The sequence below is a fragment of the Natronorubrum thiooxidans genome (genome assembly GCF_900156475.1).
Classification (GTDB): Archaea; Halobacteriota; Halobacteria; order Halobacteriales; family Natrialbaceae; genus Natronorubrum; species Natronorubrum thiooxidans.
Genome location: NZ_FTNR01000007.1, coordinates 152692 through 170151 on the forward strand (window position 1 = coordinate 152692; position 17460 = coordinate 170151).

The following is a 17460-nucleotide window of genomic DNA, read 5'->3' on the forward strand; positions in this document are numbered from 1 at the left end:
AACAAGGTCGAGCAAAGGGATAGTAGATAGCACTAAGTGGGTTTCTAAGCGCGTGTAACGCCCAATAAGCGATTGGAAATCTTCCGGTTGCTGTTCAGTTGGTTCGTGTTGAATGGTTTGAGCAGTAGACCGATCACCAGAACCAGCGGACACTACACGTGCAAATACATCACTTGTCTGACTGAGCGTATCGGTCGTACAGCCACCACGGAACATCAAGTACCATAGCCAGTGCGACTGCTACTCCGAGTCCAACCAGTAACCCATCCGTGAGTCGAATTGCGAGGAAAACTGCAATACCGCTCACAGCAACTCTTGCCACTCGATTCAGGTTCCAATCAAAAAGGGCGGACCGAAGCGCGGACATACTGTTTGATTAGGTAGACTGAATTATAATTATTCTGTAAACCAAGGAGTGCCAACCAGTACACGCACGCTCTATACTGATCACGGCAGATACGTCAGTCCAGTCCGAGACTCAGTTTCAACGCCCCGTCCGCCGCCTCCATCGTCTCCCCGTCGAGGCTTCCAAGCACCGAGTGAATCCGTTTTTCGATAGAGACGACACGAATCTGGTCGAGGCGGATCGAGGAATCTTTCTCGAACGGCGACTCCGCTGCTTCGACAAGAACCTCGAACGGATAGCCTCGATACGTTCCCGTCGCAGGTGCGACAATAGTTGTACTGGCGTTTTCGTTCCCGACGTCATTCTGGACGACTACTGCGGGGCGAGTTTTCTTCATCTCGTGTCCTTCCGCAGGATCGAGCCGAACAATAACGACATCGCCGCGACGAATCTCCGTGCCTTCGCTCATTTATTCAGCCCGCCCCACGCTTCATCCGACGCTTCGTCCCACTCGTCCACAAGTTCTTCCGCACTCTCAGAAGCCTCGCGATACGCGGCAGCCAGTTCATTTTCGTCTGGCTGGTCGGATTCTACTTCAACGACGGCGACAGTTACGCGCTTGTTCGCGTACTCCGTCCCGAGATAAATTCGGCCTCGGTCGTCAGTCTCGTTGGTTTGGAGGTCTCGCGCATCCACTTTCGTCATGCTCTCGACTAGATTCTACTACCCAATAAGCATTACCCACTATTACCCACTGCGGTATTTTCGATGGACCATACCATAGATTTTATCTACCTGAACAAAGTAGAGCAGCGTGAGAGCCGATAGCGAATAGCATACAATTCGCGTGAAGTCAAACGGTCGTTTCTCGACGAAATCGAAGATACGTGGCAAGGACGAGGATTCAACAGCCGTAGCGAATTTATTCGGTATACCTTACGCGATGCCGTTGAACACCCCACGTTTGACCGCGATGAACTCGTTGCACTCCTCCAGGCCGAAGAAGATGTCCGTGAAGAACGGACGATGAGTGCCGAAGAAGCACGCGAGCGATTCGGCACTGATGGGACGAATGAGTGACGACGAATGGACGTGGGAACTCGCATCGAAAGCGCAGGACGATCTCACTGCCCTCAATTCGAACGAACAGCAGCGCATCATTCATAAACTCGACGAAATTATTGATTCTCCGTGGCGTGACCCACCAGACTATGGTGAACAGCTCCAGAATAGCTCACGTCGTAAGGTACGTATCGGCGAGTTCCGTCTTGCGGTCACTTTCCACCCGGACGCGCACCGAATGGTCGTTGCTCGAATCAAGCGTCGTGGAGGCGCGTATACAGCTGACGACGACACGAATTTTAATCAATTACCATCAAAAATTATTAAGACCGATAGCCTGGTTCGGGAGACCTTCGAAAAATCCACACGTTGTTGCAAAGTCAGGAAACACGACCCCAAATTCCCACCCATCCCTCACTCGTGGACGTCGTACGGCTCGATCAGCGTCAGGAGGTCTCGTTCCAGTTCGCCGCCAATAAACTGGACGTGTCCCGTTTCAGTCTCATAGTCGATTATCCGAGCCTCGTCCAGTTTTGGAAGGTGGGTATGGCGAAGTGCGATCCGGACGCGTTGTCGGTGTTCGGCTGACTCTCGTTTCGCGTCTTCGTCCCGAACCCTGTCTGCAACGCGATCCACGAGCACATCGTATTCCAGTGTCTTCTCAGAAGCGTTGTCTAACGCGTCAAGGATGGCGCGTCGATGTTCGTTCGCTACTGCTGACAGAACCGTATTGGGGGAAATCGCTCTCTCACGCCCCGAAGAACCGGAAACCGAATCAATTGACTGGATATCATGTGTCCCCGGCTTTCGACTCTCATCCATACTCTCATAACGGAGGCCCAACTGCCTGGCTCTGCCCCATGGTGTATAATGGAAACAGTCAGTCCATGTGCGCCGCTGACTCGGGCGTGAGAAGCGCGTGTCTTCCGAATGCACCGATGGCCCGACGCAGTCGCTCTGTCACTGCCTGATCGGAAATTCCGAGGTCGTCAGCTAACTCCGCGGTCGTACAGCCGCGTGGAATATCGTAGTATCCCATTCGAATGGCAAGCGTAAGCGCTTCTCGTTGGGGCTCACTCAAACCGTACCACGAGCCAGCATCGGGGTTCGCCGGATTGTATATACGGGTTAATTCCAGGGAGATTTGCGCATCCTCACAACAGGTTTGGCACTGACTAAACGCCTCGCGGTCTGAGAATCGGAGCTCGAAATTCCATCTTTCAGGTGATCCAGTAGCACTCAGTATCTGCCCTTCGTGTTCCAAAATGCACTGAAAAAGGTGATCCTGGCTCGCATCCCAGTCGAGCCTGAACAGCGTCCGGTCGTCAAACACGTCCACCTCCGTGACGCTATTGACCGTTGGATAACGCTCAACGGTATCGAGAAAGCCGGTTTCGACCGGATCGTAGACCCAGAAGAGCGGCACGGTGACGTCCCCACTTGGGACGAGCGTTTCGAGTTCGATTGCCGACGCATTCTCTAGATTGAGGATTTGCCCGAGTTCAAAAGCATCGGATGGGATACGAATCTCCGTTATCACACTCATGCTCGCTTGTGCGACTAGATTGCCCGGTCGTACAAAAGGAGACGACATGGTGTACCATGGATTCCGGGTATCAAACGGACTCCCCGCTCGCAGCGCACACCATCTCGGCCAGCAACGGTGCGTTGACTCGTCTCGAAGCCATGATACACCACCCATGCCGGTTATCGGCCTGCTAGACGAAGGGTTCCGCATGGCGACTGTGATGGAGTTTACGAGTCCGGTAGCGGAGTTTCCACTGGGAAGTGTGTTCGAGAACTTGCCGGGAGTAACGGTCGAACTGGAGCGACTGATCCCACACGAGACGCTAATTATCCCGTACTTTTGGGTGCGTGGTGCAGAAACGGGGGACATCGAAGCTGCGTTCGAACAACACGCCGGCGTGAGAAACATCCGAGTGGTCGATAGCGTCGAAGACGAGTATCTCATGCGTGCCGAGTGGGAACAAGAGTACTTCGGCATCCTGAGTGCCTTGGCCAAAGCCAACGTCGTCGTGCTCTCCGGGGTCGGTACGAAAGACGAGTGGCGATTCGAGGTGCGCGGAGAGAGTCAGGAGACAATCGCCGAGTTTCGAGAGGACTGCCAGGAAAACGATATTCCGATAGCGATCACCGCCGTCCACGCAATGCTTCCGATCCAGGGAGAGGGCTACGAATTGACCGAGACCCAACGCGAGGCGCTAATATTGGCCTACGAGCGAGGATATTTCAACACCCCACGCGAGGTGTCGCTCGAAGAGGTCGCTGACGAACTCGGCATCACCCAGCAGTCACTATCGTCACGTCTTCGACGCGGTCATCGACGCCTCATTGGAGCGACACTCAGTAGTTCGGTGTGATCGTCCGGGCACGCTCCTCGATTTAAACCCTCTGTACAATCAGTGTGCCTATTAAACCGACTCAGACGGCTAGAATCGGGCAAGATGGACGCAACGGTATCTGGGATTAGGGTCGAAGCCGTCGAGTACTCTCAGGAACCTGGGGCTGTTCGTACCCAGTTCGATCAGGAGAAGACACCCGCGAGCATGGCTGTTATCGCAACACTGGCGGATCTAATAGGGACTGATCCGGTTGAACTCGACCCGCTCTATTCCACTATTGACTCCGACGAATTAGATGCGTTTGTCCACGTTCGAAACGGGACGAATGGAGATACCCACGTTACCTTCACGCACGAGGGGCACGCGATAACCGTACACAGCTACGGTGTAATCTCCATCACACCAGAACACGAACTTACAGCGGAGAAACACGATAGGGGCGCGGGAAGATGACGACTGAGGAGACCTCGCTTACGTCGAAAGAGGAATTGAATGCGGAGCTGAAAGCCCTCCTTCGCAGGGCCTACGAGAGTGGAATCGATGTGGAAGGCGGATTTGAATGTCGGAATGGGGTCGAACATCCTGACTGGGACGTGATCGTCACAGAAGTCGAAAAGAACGAGCATTCGGAGTGACCGACGACGAGGGCTACCGGTCGTCGCAGATAACAGGTTCGTGAGAGACTCTTGATTCCGGGAAGTACCTCACGATCTGTTACGAACTTCATCACGTTCTACTCCCCAAACTAGTGGACATGAGACTCGTCGAGTTCGACAGGTTCGAAGACGAAGGACGACGAGGACTGAAATCCGACGAGATGCGTCGATTTCTCGAACAGATCGCTGACGTTCATGACAAATAACCTGGGACGATAATCGCTTCGCTGCTGAATATGCGCCCTGGGGCTTGCATGACGCTACGAACATCATCCATAGCTGGTAGAAATCCCAGCGATCAGTACGCACGTGTACACACCACGACTATCGCGGATAACTCTGAACAAAAATCCTACCCTTATCTACTGTTATCGACACGTGGGCAGTAAGCCTGCTTCCACCTCCTCCGTAATCGAAGATGTGAGAGGGAGATTGAGATACCGGAAAAGTACACGAAAGCGTGTTACGTGAGTTATTGAACTGAACAAAGTAGAGCAGCGGGAGAGTCAATAAGGGTCAAAAACACGTATCAGACACTCTAGCACCCAATTAGGGATTTAGAATACGTTTCTGAGGGATTTTTCGCGTTCAGTCGGAGTCGATGAGCAACCGGAAGACCGGATTCGTCCGCGACGAATACGTTCCAACAACACCGCCGAGTACCCCGCTCAGTCTCGATGAGAGGAACACCGCGAAGCGAGCGGTCAGTTCTGCTACTGTGTTTCCACCCAAAAACACAAGATTCTGTGTGTACATAGTATTCTGTATGCCCAGTATCACCGTTAATGTCGATGACGACCTCAAAGACCGAATGGAGCAACATCCGGAAATCAACTGGAGTGAGGTCACCCGCCAGGCTATCCAAGAGAAGATCAAGACGCTCGACGTGATGGCCGAACTCACGTCCGGAAGCCAACTCACAGAGAGCGACGTCGCGGAAATAGCCAACAAGGTCAACGAGAGCGCACGCGACCGCGTCGAAGAAGAGTCGGAGTAGTCCCAACGAATGAGGCTGGTTATCGGCGCCAATGTCGTCATCTCCGCGCTCATCGCCGACTCGAAAACCCGCGAACTCATCGTCACGCTCGAACCGGATCTCGTGACACCCGAGTTTGTCCACGACGAGCTCGAGAACTACACGGAGTTGATTGTCGAGAAATCAGGTATGGCTCCAGATCGAGTCGCACAGTTTATCGACCTCCTCTTCCAGTATATCAAAATCGTTCCCGCCAGCGAGTTCTATCCGTATATAGAGGAGGCCGACGCGGCAATCGGCGACACTGATCCCGACGACGTGTTGTACGTGGCGTGTGCCCTCGCTACCGATGCCGACATTTGGAGCGACGACTCCGACTTCGAGCAACAGGATGTCGTCGAGGCCCACTCGACGAGCAACGTGATCGACTCGTTCGACACGCTCTAGCCGATCCAAACAGTGGCCTGTAGAATGAGGAAGTCTCTTCTTTTATATATGGCAGCAATAGGAATTCTGTTACGCCCGTATTCGATGTCCTGAGAGTGAACCGAAAGACAATTTTCACGAGATTCCATCATGGATTTCAGCTACCTGAACGAGGTGGAGCAACGGAGCAATAGATAGCACGACGTACGATTGCTTCGATTGCACTCACTCACTACTCACCGATGGTGGTGCTGGCTCCCAGAGATCTCGCTCTTGAAGTTGCAACAGGAGTTGCGAAACGACGCTCAACAACGGGAGTTCGAGCAGTGGACCACCGATCCAACCGACGAAGACGAGTAGACCATGCGCTACAACTACAGGTATCGGCTCAATCCAACCGACGAACTCCACGAACGGTTAGCGTGGACCGTCGACACCTGCCGACAGGTCTACAACCACTTCCTGCACCGACTCAACCGAGAGGACGGCACAACCGCCTACTCCGAGCAGTCGGTCCTTCCCGACCTCAAACGCGAGTGGACCGAGTTGAAGCAAGTCCATTCGAAGGTATTGCAGAAGGTCGTACAGCGACTATATGACAACCTCTCAACACTGAAAGGCCGGAAGGACAATGGCTACTGCGTCGGCGAACTCAAGTGGAAAGGCCCGCAAGAATACCGCTCGATCAAGTACAGTCAAACCGGCTTCGAACTCAAAAACACGAGTGGCCGTACTGTGCTTTCTCTTTCCAAAATCGGTGATATTCCGCTGGTCTACCACCGCGACGTTCCCGATGACGCTACGATCAAAGAGGTCGTCGTCAAGTAAGAACCGACCGGCGAGTGGTTTGCCGTCCTTGGAATCGAAACCGAGGACGAAGCACCAGAGAAATCCAAGACACTCGAGGATTGTGTCGGGATCGACGTGGGCATTCTGAAGTACGCTCACGACACCGACGGCACCGCTGTCGAACGTCCCGACTTGTCCGACGAACGCAAACGGTTGGAACGCGAGCAACGCAAACTCTCGCGGAAAGAACACGGATCGGCGAACTACCGCAAGCAACAGCGAGTCGTCGCCAAACGTCACGCCGACCTGCAACGGAAGCGCCAAGACTTCCTTCACAAACTCTCGAACCACTACGCTCGAGAGTACGACCTCGTTGCAGTCGAAGACCTCGACGCGAAGGGGCTGATGGAACTCCCGTCGAACAGCCGCAACCGTGCCGGAGCAGCGTGGGGAACGTTCCTCCGAATGCTCGAGTACAAGTGCGAACGCGAAGGCACGCACTTCGTGGCCGTCGATCCGGCCGGGACGACCAAAGAGTGCGCGGCCTGCGGTACCGAGTCAGACAAGCCATTGAGGGTCCGCGAACATTCTTGTCCTTCCTGTGGTTTCACCGCCGACAGGGACTGGAACGCGGCCTACAACATCTTGGTGCGTGGACTAAAGCAAGTAGAGACGGGCAGTCCCGAATCAACGTTCCCAGAATCGAAAGATTCTGATGGGCTGCGAAAATCGGCAGACGATTTTCGAACGCCTGCGGAGACTGCGCTCCCTACGGGAACCGATTCGGTTCCTGCAAAGCGCGTCGTGGAAACAGGAAGCCCCACCCTCAAGGAGCGAGCGGCGCAAGCCGTGAGCGAGTAGGGTGGAGAGGAAGTCACAGACGGGTCGTTCCGTAGTCTAACGCACGATCGGTTTCATCGCCATCGAGAGACATAGCACAGTATGCACGTGTAGAAATCGCGGCGAGGGTCCGTTCGTACACACTCGAGAGGGGATCAAGATGCCACGACAAACCGTCGTGAAACGGGATCTACCGAAAACGATCTGCCGTTAGTCGTCGCTCAGGGCCACTTGTGGCTCGTCGCTCCACGATCCGCTCGAGAAATCAACGCCGCCGTTCCAGTGGCCGACGAGCGTTGCGACAGCCAGATCACCGGCGACGTTCGTCATCGTTCGCAACCGATCAAGGAGCGGATCAATTCCTGCGATAAAGCCGACGACCGCGACCGGGAGGCCAACCTGTGTGAGAACGAGGGTCATCAAAACCAGTCCCGCACTCGGAACGCCCGCGGTCCCGATCCCTGCAAGGACGGCGATTGCGACGATGGAAATCTGCTCGGTAAGTGTCAGAGAAACATCAACAATATTCGCAGCGAAGATGGCGACGATTCCGAGGTACATGCCCGTTCCATCCATATTGATCGTCGCGCCGAGCGGGAGTGAGAAACTGTAGATGGCTTCGTTGACGTGGAGGTTCTCGTCAGCATTCGACATCGAAACCGGTAACGTCGCACTTGATGAGCTGATCCCCAGTGCTGTTACCAGCGCATCCTTGATTCCGACGAGGAATGCGATGGGCGACTGCTGGGTCAAGATGAGAATCATCACACCGAGATAGACAACGGTGACGTGAATCGTGACGCCGAGTACTAGCGTCAGTGCCAGCATCGCGAAGGTGCCGAACACGTCGACGCCGGCTTCGGCGAACGCAACGGCCATGAGCGCGAAGATACCGATCACGCCGTACTCCATAATACCCCACACGACCTTGAACAGTGCCTCAGAGCCGGCATCAGCCAACTTGAAGAACGTCTCGACACCGTCCTGAACATCCCTGTCGTCGGTGCGTTCGCGAAGGACGACGAGTGCGAGGCCAAAGACGATCACGAAGAAAATCATCGCCAAAATGTCGCCGGATGCCATCGCGTCGACGGGGTTTTCCGGAACGATTCCGAGCAATACCTCCATGAATCTCGGGGCATCCTCAGCATCGAACTCTGCATCCGTTAGCGTCATCCCCGTTCCCGGCTCGAGGATATTTGCAACAGTCAGGCCGATCGTAACCGCGATCACGGAGGTGATCGCATAGAGCGCCACGACCTGACCGCCAATCTTACCGAGTGACGTGGGTGAGAGTTGCCTGATTCCCATCAACAGCGTGAAGATGATGATCGGAACAACGATCATGCTCAGCAATCGAACGAACAGATCGCCAAGCGGTTCGAGCACGGTCACGGGTTCGCCGACGGTGAGGCCGACTATCGACCCGAGGACGAAGGCCACACCGATCCGATAGACGATGGGAACCGATCGGTATCGACTCCAGCCGTTTTGTATGGGTGTTGTTACCATTCCACATTAACTTTTCATCCCAGCGTGTGAAACAGTTCACCACGCACAATCCAGCCGTATACACCAGTGAGCATAGTAACAACTGAAACGGGTTCCGCACCGATCGCACAGCCGTCGCGCGATCAGGTGTGCACTGATTTTCTGTGGCTACTATAGCGTTCAGTCAATCTCCACTCGAGAGCGCTCGTTCCACCGCGGTCCGGCCCGACTCGAGAGCACGTACCCAACCCCACCGAACCCGAGCCCGGAAAGAGCAAGAACGAGCGCAACCGTCGTCGACGGCGGCACGACGACGAAGCCGGCGACCAGCGTCGGCACGAGCGCGACGGCGACGCCGACGGTAAAGAGCGTAAAGCGGACGGCGTCGAAGAGGAACTCGTTGGGATCGAAGCCGGCTATATAGACGGTCAGGCCGTAGTAATAGAGTGCATAGCCTGCCAGCAAGAACGCACCGACAACAGTGTCGACAGCCGTCGCCTCGAACCAGCAAATTGCCCCCAGATACGGCACAGCAACGGTGGGTGCACCGACGAGGACGAACGCGATCCGTTTCGCCCGGAAGACGTCCGCAACCGAGACCGGGTAGACGAGATAGGCCTCGAGCGAGTCGAACTGGGTCAGCCAGTTGTACGTGGTGAAGGCGGTCAAGCCGAGGACGCCGCCGAAGAAGATCCCGGGCGCGGGTGCGATACCGGTGATCGTCTCGACCAGGTCGACGAGTGCGGCCACGAGTGCAAGCAAGATGGCAGCCGAGACGAACGGCTTCCAGATGCCGCCGGACGAGCGCGCCAGATCGAGCAGTGTCTTCGAGACGAGCGCACTTGTCGATGTCTCGAGTGGCACCACATCGCTAAGCTGGGCGAATCGGTCGCCGGTCGTTCGCGAGGGCCGTCCATACGTGGGATCGTACACTGCAAGCGACGTTGTGCCGACGAGGATGCTTCCAACAGCCAGTCCACCTGCACTGACCATCGAGCCGTCGATCGGCACGAACAGGAACCGGATCGCTCGAGTAGCGTCCATCGCCCACAGGCCACCAGCACCGAGAACGACCGCACCAACGAGCGCCCATGCTGGCACCCCGCGAGTCCGCGACGCAATCAGTGCGACGGTCAGGGCCATTCCGGCGACGAACGAAAGCGACAGCGAGAGCCAAAGCGCGCCCACGGCAATCGGCGTCGTCGCCGAAAGCCCGACCAGAACCGCATTACTGGCCGCCATCGGCAACACGAACGCGACTGTATAGAACAGGGCATCTTTCAGCAAGAACAGTCCCAGCAGCCGTCGCCGAGACAGCGGCAGCGTCGTCGGCGTCGAGAGGACGAGCGAGAGTCGACCGAACACGTTCTCGAGCATATCAGAGCCAGCGAAACCGGCAGTCCCGCTGTAGAGACCAAAGCCGAGTGCGAGAACGTGTAAGCCGGTGACGATCGTCCCCTCGGCGGTGCCAGTCTCGCGGAGCGCGACCGTCGCACCGACGGCGAGGGTTGCGATCACGACCGGAAAGAGCGCGAATCGCCACCCTCCGAACAGACGTGTGTGGAGCCGCCACTCCTCACGAAAGAGCACGGCGAACAGTCGCCACGTCGTCGCTCCCTGCCGTGTGGACGGTCCGTTCATTGTTCCGACCCAAGCTGCTCGAGCGACGGCGCATCGCGAACGTCCGTCTCGTTGACGTGCTCGAGGAAGACCTCGAGCAACGGTTCGTCGTCGTCGGCTCCCGTAGCCGACGCTTGACTGTTTGCCGAACGTGGCACCGTTTGACTCTCGAGTGACCGCTCGGTCACGAGGTCGCCGTTGGCGACGATGCCGACGCGCGTACAGATCTCTTCGGCGACGTCGATATTGTGCGTCGAGACGAACACGGCGTTGTCGCCGGCCGCATAGGAGACGAGGAACTGCTTGACTTGCTCCTGGACGAGCGGGTCGAGGTTCGCCAGCGGCTCGTCGATCACGACGACGTCGGGTTCGTGCAGGAACGCCTGGGTGAGCATCACCTTCTGTTGTTGCCCCCGTGAGAGATCAGTGTGGAGCGTATCGAGTTTGCGCTCGAACCCGAGTCGGGTCGCCCAGCGATCCGTTCGCTCGGCGACGGTGTCGGGCTCGAGGTTGCGAACGCTGCCAACGAACTCGAGGTACTCCCGTGGCGTCAGAAAGCTCGGTGGCGATCCCTGCTCGGGCAGGATACCGACGCGACGTCGCGTCTCGAGTGGGTCGGCGATGGGATCGGTCCCGAGCACGCGCACCGTTCCCGAATCCGGCCGAATCTGTCCCGTCAGGACACGAATCGTCGTCGTTTTGCCCGCCCCGTTCGGGCCGAGAAAGCCGTACACCTCGCCCCGTTCGACGCCGAAACTCAATCCATCGACTGCCCGAACGTCACCGTAGGACTTTGCCAGTCCATCGACCTGAATTACACCCATTGGCTGTCCGATCGTTCGTAACAGCTGATGATTATACTGTCGGCTGGAATAGGACACTGGGAGCGGTAGCCGACTGGTTCGTACGGTCTGCTATCCCGATGTCCCGGTGCACTCGAAGGGCGGGTCGCGGGTGCACTGATACTGGCTACTGTCCGACAGTATGACAGCAGTCCGTCTCAGAACTCCGTCCCGCGTCGTGCCCGCTGGCCGTCGTCGATCGGATGTTTCACCTTTCGGACGTTCGTGATCAAATCAGCTCGCTCCTCGAGATAGGTCGGCTCGACGTGGCTGCCCGAGAGGACGAGTTCGAGTTCATCCGGCTTTGCGTCGATCAGTTCGTGGACATCGTCCTCGCTGAGTAGCCCACGATCCACAGCGTAGAGCACCTCGTCGAGAATGAGCATGTGCATCCCGTCTTCCGGCGGCGCACCGAGGTCGATGGGGGCATCGAGATCGGCTTCTGTAGCCGACTCGAGCAATTCGTGGGCGCGCTCGAGACCCGCCTGTGCTTCCACTTCATGATCGGCCTCGTCACTGCCGTCTGCCATGCCGTGCCAGCCGTAGTGGCCGAGGTTCTCGTAGCTGAGTCCCGGGAGGGCCGCGATTGCATTGTACTCGCCACGGACCGCCTCGACGCTCGAGGCACCGCCTTTCATGAACTGGAGCATGTGAACGCGGTAGCCATGGCCAGCAGCGCGCAGTCCCATCCCGAGTGTGGCCGTCGTCTTCCCTTTCCCGTCGCCCCACCAGACCTGAACGAGCCCGAACTCCTCGGGCGCGGACGGCTCGATCCGCTCGGCCTCCGGCGTTCGCCCCTGTCCCGGTGTGTTTTCGATCCCCGATTCGGATAGTTGATCGTCGCTCATACGCAGGCTGTCGGCCCGACCGTACATGTAAGTAGCTCCATCAGTTGAGGAATCGTCAGCTCCGCGGCCGACTGGACTGGGAGGACCAAATACGTCTTTAGGCTCCGCTCCTAACATGTCTGCACCCGATGCCACTCGAGTTCTCATCGTCCGGCGATACGCCCGACCTCGAGCGCGTCATTGGCGCGCTGGACGATGCCGACTGCCGGGAGATTATCTCGGTGCTCGAAGAGCCAAAGACGGTCTCTGATATCGCAGACGAGACCGACCTTCCGCTCTCGACGACCTATCGAAAACTCGGCCTGCTGACCGAGGCCGAACTGGTCGACGAAACGATCGGCGTTCGACAGGGTCGCCATCACAAATCCCGGTACGTTGCGACCTTCGATCGGATCGCGATCAGCTTCGACGACGACTGTCAATTGGGGATCAGTATCGACTGTTCGAACGACAAGTCACTTGGGATCTGGTCGAACGCCACACAAAAGTTTTGAAAGCCAGTCAGTTGGTCACTACGTGTCCGACTCGGATTCGGTCCCGGGCTCGGCCCCAGAGTCGAGATCCGTTGTTGACGAGGCCGATCCCATGCCGATATCCTGGCCTTCCTTGATCGCCTGGGCTTCCTGTTCCATTGCCTCGATATCCATCTCGGTACTCTCGATCTCGCCGATGATCTCTGCGATATCATCCAGCCCGATCAGTTCACGCGTCTCCGCATCGAACTCGAGGCTCTCGAGTTGCTGGCCGTCTACTTTGACGTCGCTTCCGGAGAGGTGTTTGCCGTACCGGCCGACCATCGAGGACAGCTCCTGTGGCAGGACGAACGTCGTGGACTCACTCTGGCCGATCTCGGCAAGTGTCTCCATTCCCTTGTCGATAACCGCTCGCTCACCCATCGATTCGGCCGAGCGGGCGCGCAGAACCGTCGAAATCGCATCACCTTGTGCCTCGAGGATCTCGCTTTGTTTCTCACCCTGTGCGCGGATGATGTTCGACTGCTTGTCCCCCTCCGCTTTCTCGATGGCGCTACGGCGTTCCCCCTGTGCCTCGAGAATCATCGCCCGACGTCGCCGTTCGGCGGAGGTCTGTTGCTCCATCGCCCCCTTGACGCCCTGGGACGGCGTCACCTCACGAACCTCGACGCTCTCGACGCGAATGCCCCATTCGTCTGTGGGTTCGTCGAGTTCGGTTCGAATGCGCTCGTTGATCATCTCGCGTCTGCTGAGCGTATCGTCGAGTTCCATGTCTCCGATGACGGCACGCAGGGTCGTCTGAGCGAGATTCGAGACCGCGAGTTCGTAATCCTCGACCTCGAGGAACGCCCGTTTGGCGTCCATAACCCTGATATAGACGACAGCGTCGGCCGTCACTGGCGAGTTGTCCCGCGTGATCGCCTCTTGGCTCGGGACGTCGATCGTCTGGGTCCGCATATCGAACGTGTAAACCCGTGAGACGAACGGGGGAACGATGTTTAGTCCCGGTTCAAGCAGTTTGCGATACTCACCGAAGACGGTCAGTGCGCCCTTGTTGTAAGCGTCGACGATCTCGACTAACTGCCAGACAGTGATCGCGACGACCACGAGGACGACCGCGCCGACGGTCAGCAGTGGGTCACCGACCTGCAAGGGTTCGAGTGCCAGTATGTCCATCAGAGAATGTAAGGACGCCGACGGGATAACGCTTGGCATCAGTGAGCAATTTTCATACCTACCGGTCGGAGAACAATCGTGTCGTCGTTATAAGCGAGGTGACCGTCGCTCGGCGATTATATCGGTTTCGTGCTGACTCGAGGTATCGAGAGCACGTATCAGGACAAAAGCTAAGAATCGCATGATGAGCTGGGACTGACGTCCCTATCGTGTTGCCGTTGGCGGGATCCACAGAGGGACGATCTCACAGGCTGAAGTGATTATCTTCCGGATGGGGTTGTTGTGTTGGTGTTCGTTATCAGCACCACCTCACTCACAGTTAGCAGACGTCCAATAATAAACTTTGTTGATTAGGCAGTATCTATCTATTCAAGCTATAGATGGCTTTTTGTGATTATATTTGCCGAGAATGAGTAGATAATACAGTTCGAAGCGAGTCCGTAGCTGATTTGTACTCGGTTGTTATCCTAAGCGAAATCGGCTGTCAAATCTCTTGGTCCATCGACAAGCGGATCATCGCTTCGACCTCATCTCACGAACTTTCTCGACTTTCGGCGCTGCGTGCATCGAGCAGTAGGCGTCGTTCGGGTTCTTTTCGAAGTAGTTCTGATGGTGTTCTTCCGCCTCGTAGAACGTCTCGAGCGGTTCGATTTCGGTGACGATCCCCTCGTACAGTCCCTCCGCCTCGAGGTCCTCGACGAACGACTCGGCGGACTCGAGTTGGTCGTCGCTGTGAGCGTAGATCGCCGACCGGTACTGGGAGCCGATATCGGGCCCCTCGCGGTCTTTCGTGGTCGGGTCGTGGATCGTAAAGAAGACCTCGAGCAACTCCTCGTAGGTGACCGTCTCGGGATCGTACTCGAGTTGGACGACCTCGGCGTGGCCGGTCCGACCCGAACAGACTGCCTTGTAGCTCGGATCGTCGGTATGCCCACCCGCGTAGCCCGACGTGGCGGATTCGACACCGTCGAGTTCCTCGAACGCCGCTTCGACACACCAGAAACAGCCGCCACCAAGTGTTGCACGTTCCATACCGACGTTCGGTGGCGCTCGAGGAAAGATGTGACGGCTGTCTACAGGCCCGATGTGACGGCCACGTGCACACCCGTTTCTGCCTCGGTGACAAGGAATTTTACGGTGGCCGAGAAACCCGGCTGTATGTCATGGGAAACCGTACAACTCGACTGGGATGGAGCCGTTGCAACACTGACTGTCGATCGACCGGACGCGCTTAACGCGTTGAACGTCCAGACGCTCGAGGCGATGGGCGAAGCACTCACCGAAGCCGCCGACGAAGGAGCCCGCGCGCTCGTCCTGACCGGCGCTGGCGATGACGCGTTCATCGCCGGGGCGGACATCGCGTATATGCAGGACCTCGAGACGCCGACAGCCCAGGAGTGGGGCGAACTCGGCCACGACGTCGCGGACGCACTCGAGGCGTTCCCTGCGCCGACGATCGCCGCCGTCAACGGCTACGCCTTCGGTGGCGGCTGTGAGATGGCCATGGCCTGTGATCTGCGTGTGGCGAGCGAGTCGGCCCTGATCGGCAACACGGAGATCGATCTCGGCATCATCCCCGGCTGGGGCGGCACCCAGCGCCTACCGGAACTCGTCGGCGACGAGACCGCACGGCGGATGATCTTCCTCGGCGAGCGACTCGACGCCGAGTCGGCCGCCGAAGCCGGCTTGTTCGGTGAAGTCGTCGCTGATGAAGACCTCGAGGACACCGTCACCGAACTCGCCGAACAGATCGCCGCGAAGCCAGCCGTCGCGATGCGTGCGGCTAAACAGGCGATCAACCAGCGCCACGAGGGCCCACAGGCGGCCGGACTCACGTACGAACAGCGCGCCTTCGCCAGTCTGTTCGGCACGCCGGACCAGCGCGAGGGGATGACGGCGTTCGTCGAGAACCGGGATCCGGAGTTCGAGTAACGACGACAAGTCGCTAAACAAGCGTTTCAGTTAGTACTATATTATAAACTCCACCGTATCCGACCCCATGGATCGAAACGAATTCATTCGAACGATGGGGGCACGGAGCATGGCGGACGTATATAAAAGAGTGGCTACAGTTGAATCACTTGAACAGGTGGTCGAAATCCGAACCGATGGAACAGTTATGTCCAGTTGACCCCTGAATGTCCGGAAAGGCTGTTACGTATCGTTTATTAGATTAAGAACGTCGTCGAATCGATTGTCCTCTCCCAAAACGGTGACTGTAGTATCCAGATCTGTATTTAATTCCCAGTAGTATTTTGGGCCGCCACGTGACCCGCCACTGCGCTTTGCGCCCGAAACGACACCGATCATATCCAAATCGTGAAGATGGCTCCGTACTCTTCGCATCGCAATCGAATTCGTATCCACGTGCGACGTGATATCCGTGTACCGCGAGTACACCTCCGGTGTCGGAGAAGGGGTTTCGTCCTCAGCCGTTAAGGAGGTGAGTGCCAGTAACGCCAACTGATCCTGTATCGTCAGGTCGCGAATACTCTGTGCGATGTTCATCTGCTCAACGTGGTCCTCAGCTTCGCGGACGTGTGCCTCGGATACGCTTGATTCATCGTTTAGTGCGGCAAACTCGCCGGCTTTGTACAGATACCGGATCGCCTGCCGCGCTGAACCCAAGTCTTGAGCAGCGAGCGCCGCCGCTAGTGCAATCGCCTCCTGCGTAACGGCACCATCAACAAATGCTTTTTCCGATCGGCGGTTGAGAATGCTCCGTAACTGACTTGCATCGTACGGTGGAAAGTGAATTTCAACTTCACAGAGCGAATCCTTGGCGCGGGGGTCGAGTTCGTCGTAGAACGTCATGTCGTTGCTGATTCCGATTACGGAGACATCCATATCCTCTATATGACCATTGTCACGTGCCCGTGGCAGTTCATATAGAATCATATCCTTGTTGCCGATATTGTCGACTTCATCGAGGACGATAACGACGATTCCACCGATCTCTTGAAACGCATCATACAGCCGCGTAAACACCGTCCGCTTTGGATGACCGTTTGGGTTCTCACCGGTTAACTGCTCGACAAGATCACACGCAACCTGATACGAGGAGTGATGGCCTTTACATGTCTGAAAGATCGTGGTCAGGCTAATTTCGCCCCGGTCTTCGACTTCGTCCTGCAGTTTCTCGAGGAGAAATCGTGCGGCCGCCGTCTTCCCTTGTCCAGGCTTCCCATACAGAAACGCGTTATGCGGTGGCGCATCGTTCAGAACAGGAGAAAGCACCTCTAATCCTAGTCGTTTGAGTTGTGTTTCCCGTTCCGGAAGGTCGTTCGGCGTGTAGCTTTCTTTCAGGATGCGCTCACTCTCGAAGATTGCTGATCTGTCCTGAAAGTATTCGGTCATGATAGGAGACAAGACACTCATTGTATAAATAACTATAGTGTCTAGAATACCCGGGAATGTCCGGAAATACGAGAAGGAGTCCAAACCGGCCCCCACCCCCGGGGGTGTCCGGAATTAGCGGGAAGAAGAGACCGCCACAGAAACAAGTAAGCCAGCTATCGAAGAACAGAGATAAATATCGACTTTCCCGGTAAC

The 17460-nt window shown here is 56.7% G+C and carries 19 protein-coding genes and 2 pseudogenes; 10 read left to right on the forward strand and 11 right to left on the reverse strand.

Going from position 1 to position 17460, the window contains the following annotated elements; genetic code table 11:
- Window positions 1–461 precede the first annotated feature (461 nt).
- Window positions 462–815 (reverse strand): type II toxin-antitoxin system PemK/MazF family toxin, encoded by a 354-nt coding sequence (locus BW940_RS11345; RefSeq protein ID WP_076609324.1) that lies wholly within the window; start codon window positions 813–815, stop codon window positions 462–464.
- Complete coding sequence (locus tag BW940_RS11350; RefSeq protein ID WP_076609325.1) at window positions 812–1051, reverse strand: hypothetical protein; 240 nt, start codon at window positions 1049–1051, stop codon at window positions 812–814. The genes BW940_RS11345 and BW940_RS11350 overlap by 4 nt, the downstream gene beginning before the upstream one ends.
- A gap of 126 nt (window positions 1052–1177) precedes the next feature.
- Between BW940_RS11350 and BW940_RS11355 the strand changes: the two genes are divergently transcribed.
- On the forward strand, window positions 1178–1426 hold the full coding sequence (locus BW940_RS11355; protein WP_076609399.1) for a ribbon-helix-helix domain-containing protein: 249 nt from the start codon (window positions 1178–1180) through the stop codon (window positions 1424–1426).
- A pseudogene (locus BW940_RS22510) lies at window positions 1419–1700 on the forward strand (type II toxin-antitoxin system RelE family toxin); the annotation flags it as partial. The gene BW940_RS11355 and the pseudogene BW940_RS22510, both read left to right, overlap by 8 nt.
- Before the next feature lie 122 nt (window positions 1701–1822).
- On the opposite strand, the gene BW940_RS22665 reads toward BW940_RS22510, so the two are convergent.
- Together BW940_RS22665 and BW940_RS11370 are read right to left on the reverse strand one after the other, a co-directional pair.
- Window positions 1823–2230, reverse strand: coding sequence for a DUF7344 domain-containing protein (locus BW940_RS22665; protein ID WP_449406678.1), 408 nt, complete (start codon window positions 2228–2230; stop codon window positions 1823–1825).
- 58 nt (window positions 2231–2288) lie between these two features.
- Entirely contained in the window at window positions 2289–2954 is a 666-nt protein-coding gene (locus BW940_RS11370; protein WP_076609326.1) for a helix-turn-helix domain-containing protein, read from the reverse strand.
- A gap of 190 nt (window positions 2955–3144) precedes the next feature.
- Here BW940_RS11370 and BW940_RS11375 point away from each other — a divergent pair, with 190 nt between their 5' ends.
- The 6 genes and pseudogenes from BW940_RS11375 (at window position 3145) to BW940_RS11405 (ending at window position 7479) form a co-directional block, all read left to right on the forward strand.
- Complete coding sequence (locus BW940_RS11375; protein WP_076609401.1) at window positions 3145–3789, forward strand: helix-turn-helix domain-containing protein; 645 nt, start codon at window positions 3145–3147, stop codon at window positions 3787–3789.
- 84 nt (window positions 3790–3873) lie between these two features.
- Window positions 3874–4224 (forward strand): HalOD1 output domain-containing protein, encoded by a 351-nt coding sequence (locus BW940_RS11380; protein ID WP_076609327.1) that lies wholly within the window; start codon window positions 3874–3876, stop codon window positions 4222–4224.
- Window positions 4221–4406 (forward strand): hypothetical protein, encoded by a 186-nt coding sequence (locus BW940_RS11385; protein ID WP_076609328.1) that lies wholly within the window; start codon window positions 4221–4223, stop codon window positions 4404–4406. The genes BW940_RS11380 and BW940_RS11385 overlap by 4 nt, the downstream gene beginning before the upstream one ends.
- 787 nt (window positions 4407–5193) lie before the next feature.
- On the forward strand, window positions 5194–5424 hold the full coding sequence (locus BW940_RS11390; protein WP_076609329.1) for a hypothetical protein: 231 nt from the start codon (window positions 5194–5196) through the stop codon (window positions 5422–5424).
- Window positions 5425–5433: 9 nt separating this feature from the next.
- Window positions 5434–5850 (forward strand): PIN domain-containing protein, encoded by a 417-nt coding sequence (locus BW940_RS11395; protein WP_076609330.1) that lies wholly within the window; start codon window positions 5434–5436, stop codon window positions 5848–5850.
- Between the two features lie 342 nt (window positions 5851–6192).
- A pseudogene (locus tag BW940_RS11405) lies at window positions 6193–7479 on the forward strand (RNA-guided endonuclease InsQ/TnpB family protein).
- Between the two features lie 189 nt (window positions 7480–7668).
- Here BW940_RS11405 and BW940_RS11410 read toward each other — a convergent pair.
- From BW940_RS11410 to BW940_RS11425, 4 genes are all read right to left on the reverse strand, one after another.
- Window positions 7669–8970 carry a dicarboxylate/amino acid:cation symporter gene (locus BW940_RS11410; protein WP_076609332.1) on the reverse strand — a complete coding sequence of 434 codons (1302 nt, stop codon included), beginning with the start codon at window positions 8968–8970 and terminating at the stop codon, window positions 7669–7671.
- Window positions 8971–9129: 159 nt separating this feature from the next.
- Window positions 9130–10590 (reverse strand): hypothetical protein, encoded by a 1461-nt coding sequence (locus tag BW940_RS11415; protein ID WP_076609333.1) that lies wholly within the window; start codon window positions 10588–10590, stop codon window positions 9130–9132.
- The gene (locus BW940_RS11420; protein ID WP_076609334.1) at window positions 10587–11393 is read right to left on the reverse strand and encodes an ABC transporter ATP-binding protein; all 807 of its coding nucleotides are present in this window, start codon (window positions 11391–11393) and stop codon (window positions 10587–10589) included. The genes BW940_RS11415 and BW940_RS11420 overlap by 4 nt, the downstream gene beginning before the upstream one ends.
- 176 nt (window positions 11394–11569) lie before the next feature.
- Window positions 11570–12259: a cob(I)yrinic acid a,c-diamide adenosyltransferase gene (locus BW940_RS11425; RefSeq protein ID WP_076609402.1), complete on the reverse strand. Its 690-nt coding sequence runs from the start codon at window positions 12257–12259 to the stop codon at window positions 11570–11572.
- 128 nt (window positions 12260–12387) lie between these two features.
- Between BW940_RS11425 and BW940_RS11430 the strand changes: the two genes are divergently transcribed.
- Entirely contained in the window at window positions 12388–12753 is a 366-nt protein-coding gene (locus tag BW940_RS11430; protein WP_076609335.1) for a winged helix-turn-helix domain-containing protein, read from the forward strand.
- Window positions 12754–12771: 18 nt separating this feature from the next.
- Here the strand turns inward: BW940_RS11430 and BW940_RS11435 are convergent, their stop codons facing one another.
- Together BW940_RS11435 and msrA are read right to left on the reverse strand one after the other, a co-directional pair.
- Window positions 12772–13908, reverse strand: coding sequence for an SPFH domain-containing protein (locus tag BW940_RS11435; protein WP_076609336.1), 1137 nt, complete (start codon window positions 13906–13908; stop codon window positions 12772–12774).
- Window positions 13909–14421: 513 nt separating this feature from the next.
- Window positions 14422–14940: a peptide-methionine (S)-S-oxide reductase MsrA gene (gene msrA / locus BW940_RS11440; protein WP_076609337.1), complete on the reverse strand. Its 519-nt coding sequence runs from the start codon at window positions 14938–14940 to the stop codon at window positions 14422–14424.
- Window positions 14941–15066: 126 nt separating this feature from the next.
- On the opposite strand from msrA, the gene BW940_RS11445 reads away from it, so the two are divergent.
- Window positions 15067–15840, forward strand: a complete 774-nt coding sequence (locus tag BW940_RS11445; RefSeq protein ID WP_076609403.1) for an enoyl-CoA hydratase/isomerase family protein — start codon at window positions 15067–15069, stop codon at window positions 15838–15840.
- A 222-nt stretch (window positions 15841–16062) separates the two neighbouring features.
- On the opposite strand, the gene BW940_RS11450 is transcribed toward BW940_RS11445, so the two are convergent.
- The gene (locus BW940_RS11450; RefSeq protein WP_076609338.1) at window positions 16063–17265 is read right to left on the reverse strand and encodes a Cdc6/Cdc18 family protein; all 1203 of its coding nucleotides are present in this window, start codon (window positions 17263–17265) and stop codon (window positions 16063–16065) included.
- Between the last annotated feature and the right edge of the window lie 195 nt (window positions 17266–17460).

What these genes read in the sequence shown, in the direction of transcription:
- BW940_RS11435 (WP_076609336.1), bottom strand. Translation starts at nt 13,908, where the DNA reads ATGGACATACTGGCACTCGAACCCTTGCAGGTCGGTGACCCACTGCTG.
- BW940_RS11430 (WP_076609335.1), top strand. Translation starts at nt 12,388, where the DNA reads ATGCCACTCGAGTTCTCATCGTCCGGCGATACGCCCGACCTCGAGCGC.
- BW940_RS11445 (WP_076609403.1), top strand. Translation starts at nt 15,067, where the DNA reads ATGTCATGGGAAACCGTACAACTCGACTGGGATGGAGCCGTTGCAACA.
- BW940_RS11425 (WP_076609402.1), bottom strand. Translation starts at nt 12,259, where the DNA reads ATGAGCGACGATCAACTATCCGAATCGGGGATCGAAAACACACCGGGA.
- BW940_RS11375 (WP_076609401.1), top strand. Translation starts at nt 3,145, where the DNA reads ATGGCGACTGTGATGGAGTTTACGAGTCCGGTAGCGGAGTTTCCACTG.
- BW940_RS11345 (WP_076609324.1), bottom strand. Translation starts at nt 815, where the DNA reads ATGAGCGAAGGCACGGAGATTCGTCGCGGCGATGTCGTTATTGTTCGG.
- BW940_RS11390 (WP_076609329.1), top strand. Translation starts at nt 5,194, where the DNA reads ATGCCCAGTATCACCGTTAATGTCGATGACGACCTCAAAGACCGAATG.
- BW940_RS11370 (WP_076609326.1), bottom strand. Translation starts at nt 2,954, where the DNA reads ATGAGTGTGATAACGGAGATTCGTATCCCATCCGATGCTTTTGAACTC.
- BW940_RS11415 (WP_076609333.1), bottom strand. Translation starts at nt 10,590, where the DNA reads ATGAACGGACCGTCCACACGGCAGGGAGCGACGACGTGGCGACTGTTC.
- BW940_RS22665 (WP_449406678.1), bottom strand. Translation starts at nt 2,230, where the DNA reads ATGGATGAGAGTCGAAAGCCGGGGACACATGATATCCAGTCAATTGAT.
- BW940_RS11410 (WP_076609332.1), bottom strand. Translation starts at nt 8,970, where the DNA reads ATGGTAACAACACCCATACAAAACGGCTGGAGTCGATACCGATCGGTT.
- msrA (WP_076609337.1), bottom strand. Translation starts at nt 14,940, where the DNA reads ATGGAACGTGCAACACTTGGTGGCGGCTGTTTCTGGTGTGTCGAAGCG.
- BW940_RS11395 (WP_076609330.1), top strand. Translation starts at nt 5,434, where the DNA reads ATGAGGCTGGTTATCGGCGCCAATGTCGTCATCTCCGCGCTCATCGCC.
- BW940_RS11420 (WP_076609334.1), bottom strand. Translation starts at nt 11,393, where the DNA reads ATGGGTGTAATTCAGGTCGATGGACTGGCAAAGTCCTACGGTGACGTT.
- BW940_RS11350 (WP_076609325.1), bottom strand. Translation starts at nt 1,051, where the DNA reads ATGACGAAAGTGGATGCGCGAGACCTCCAAACCAACGAGACTGACGAC.
- BW940_RS11450 (WP_076609338.1), bottom strand. Translation starts at nt 17,265, where the DNA reads ATGACCGAATACTTTCAGGACAGATCAGCAATCTTCGAGAGTGAGCGC.
- BW940_RS11385 (WP_076609328.1), top strand. Translation starts at nt 4,221, where the DNA reads ATGACGACTGAGGAGACCTCGCTTACGTCGAAAGAGGAATTGAATGCG.
- BW940_RS11380 (WP_076609327.1), top strand. Translation starts at nt 3,874, where the DNA reads ATGGACGCAACGGTATCTGGGATTAGGGTCGAAGCCGTCGAGTACTCT.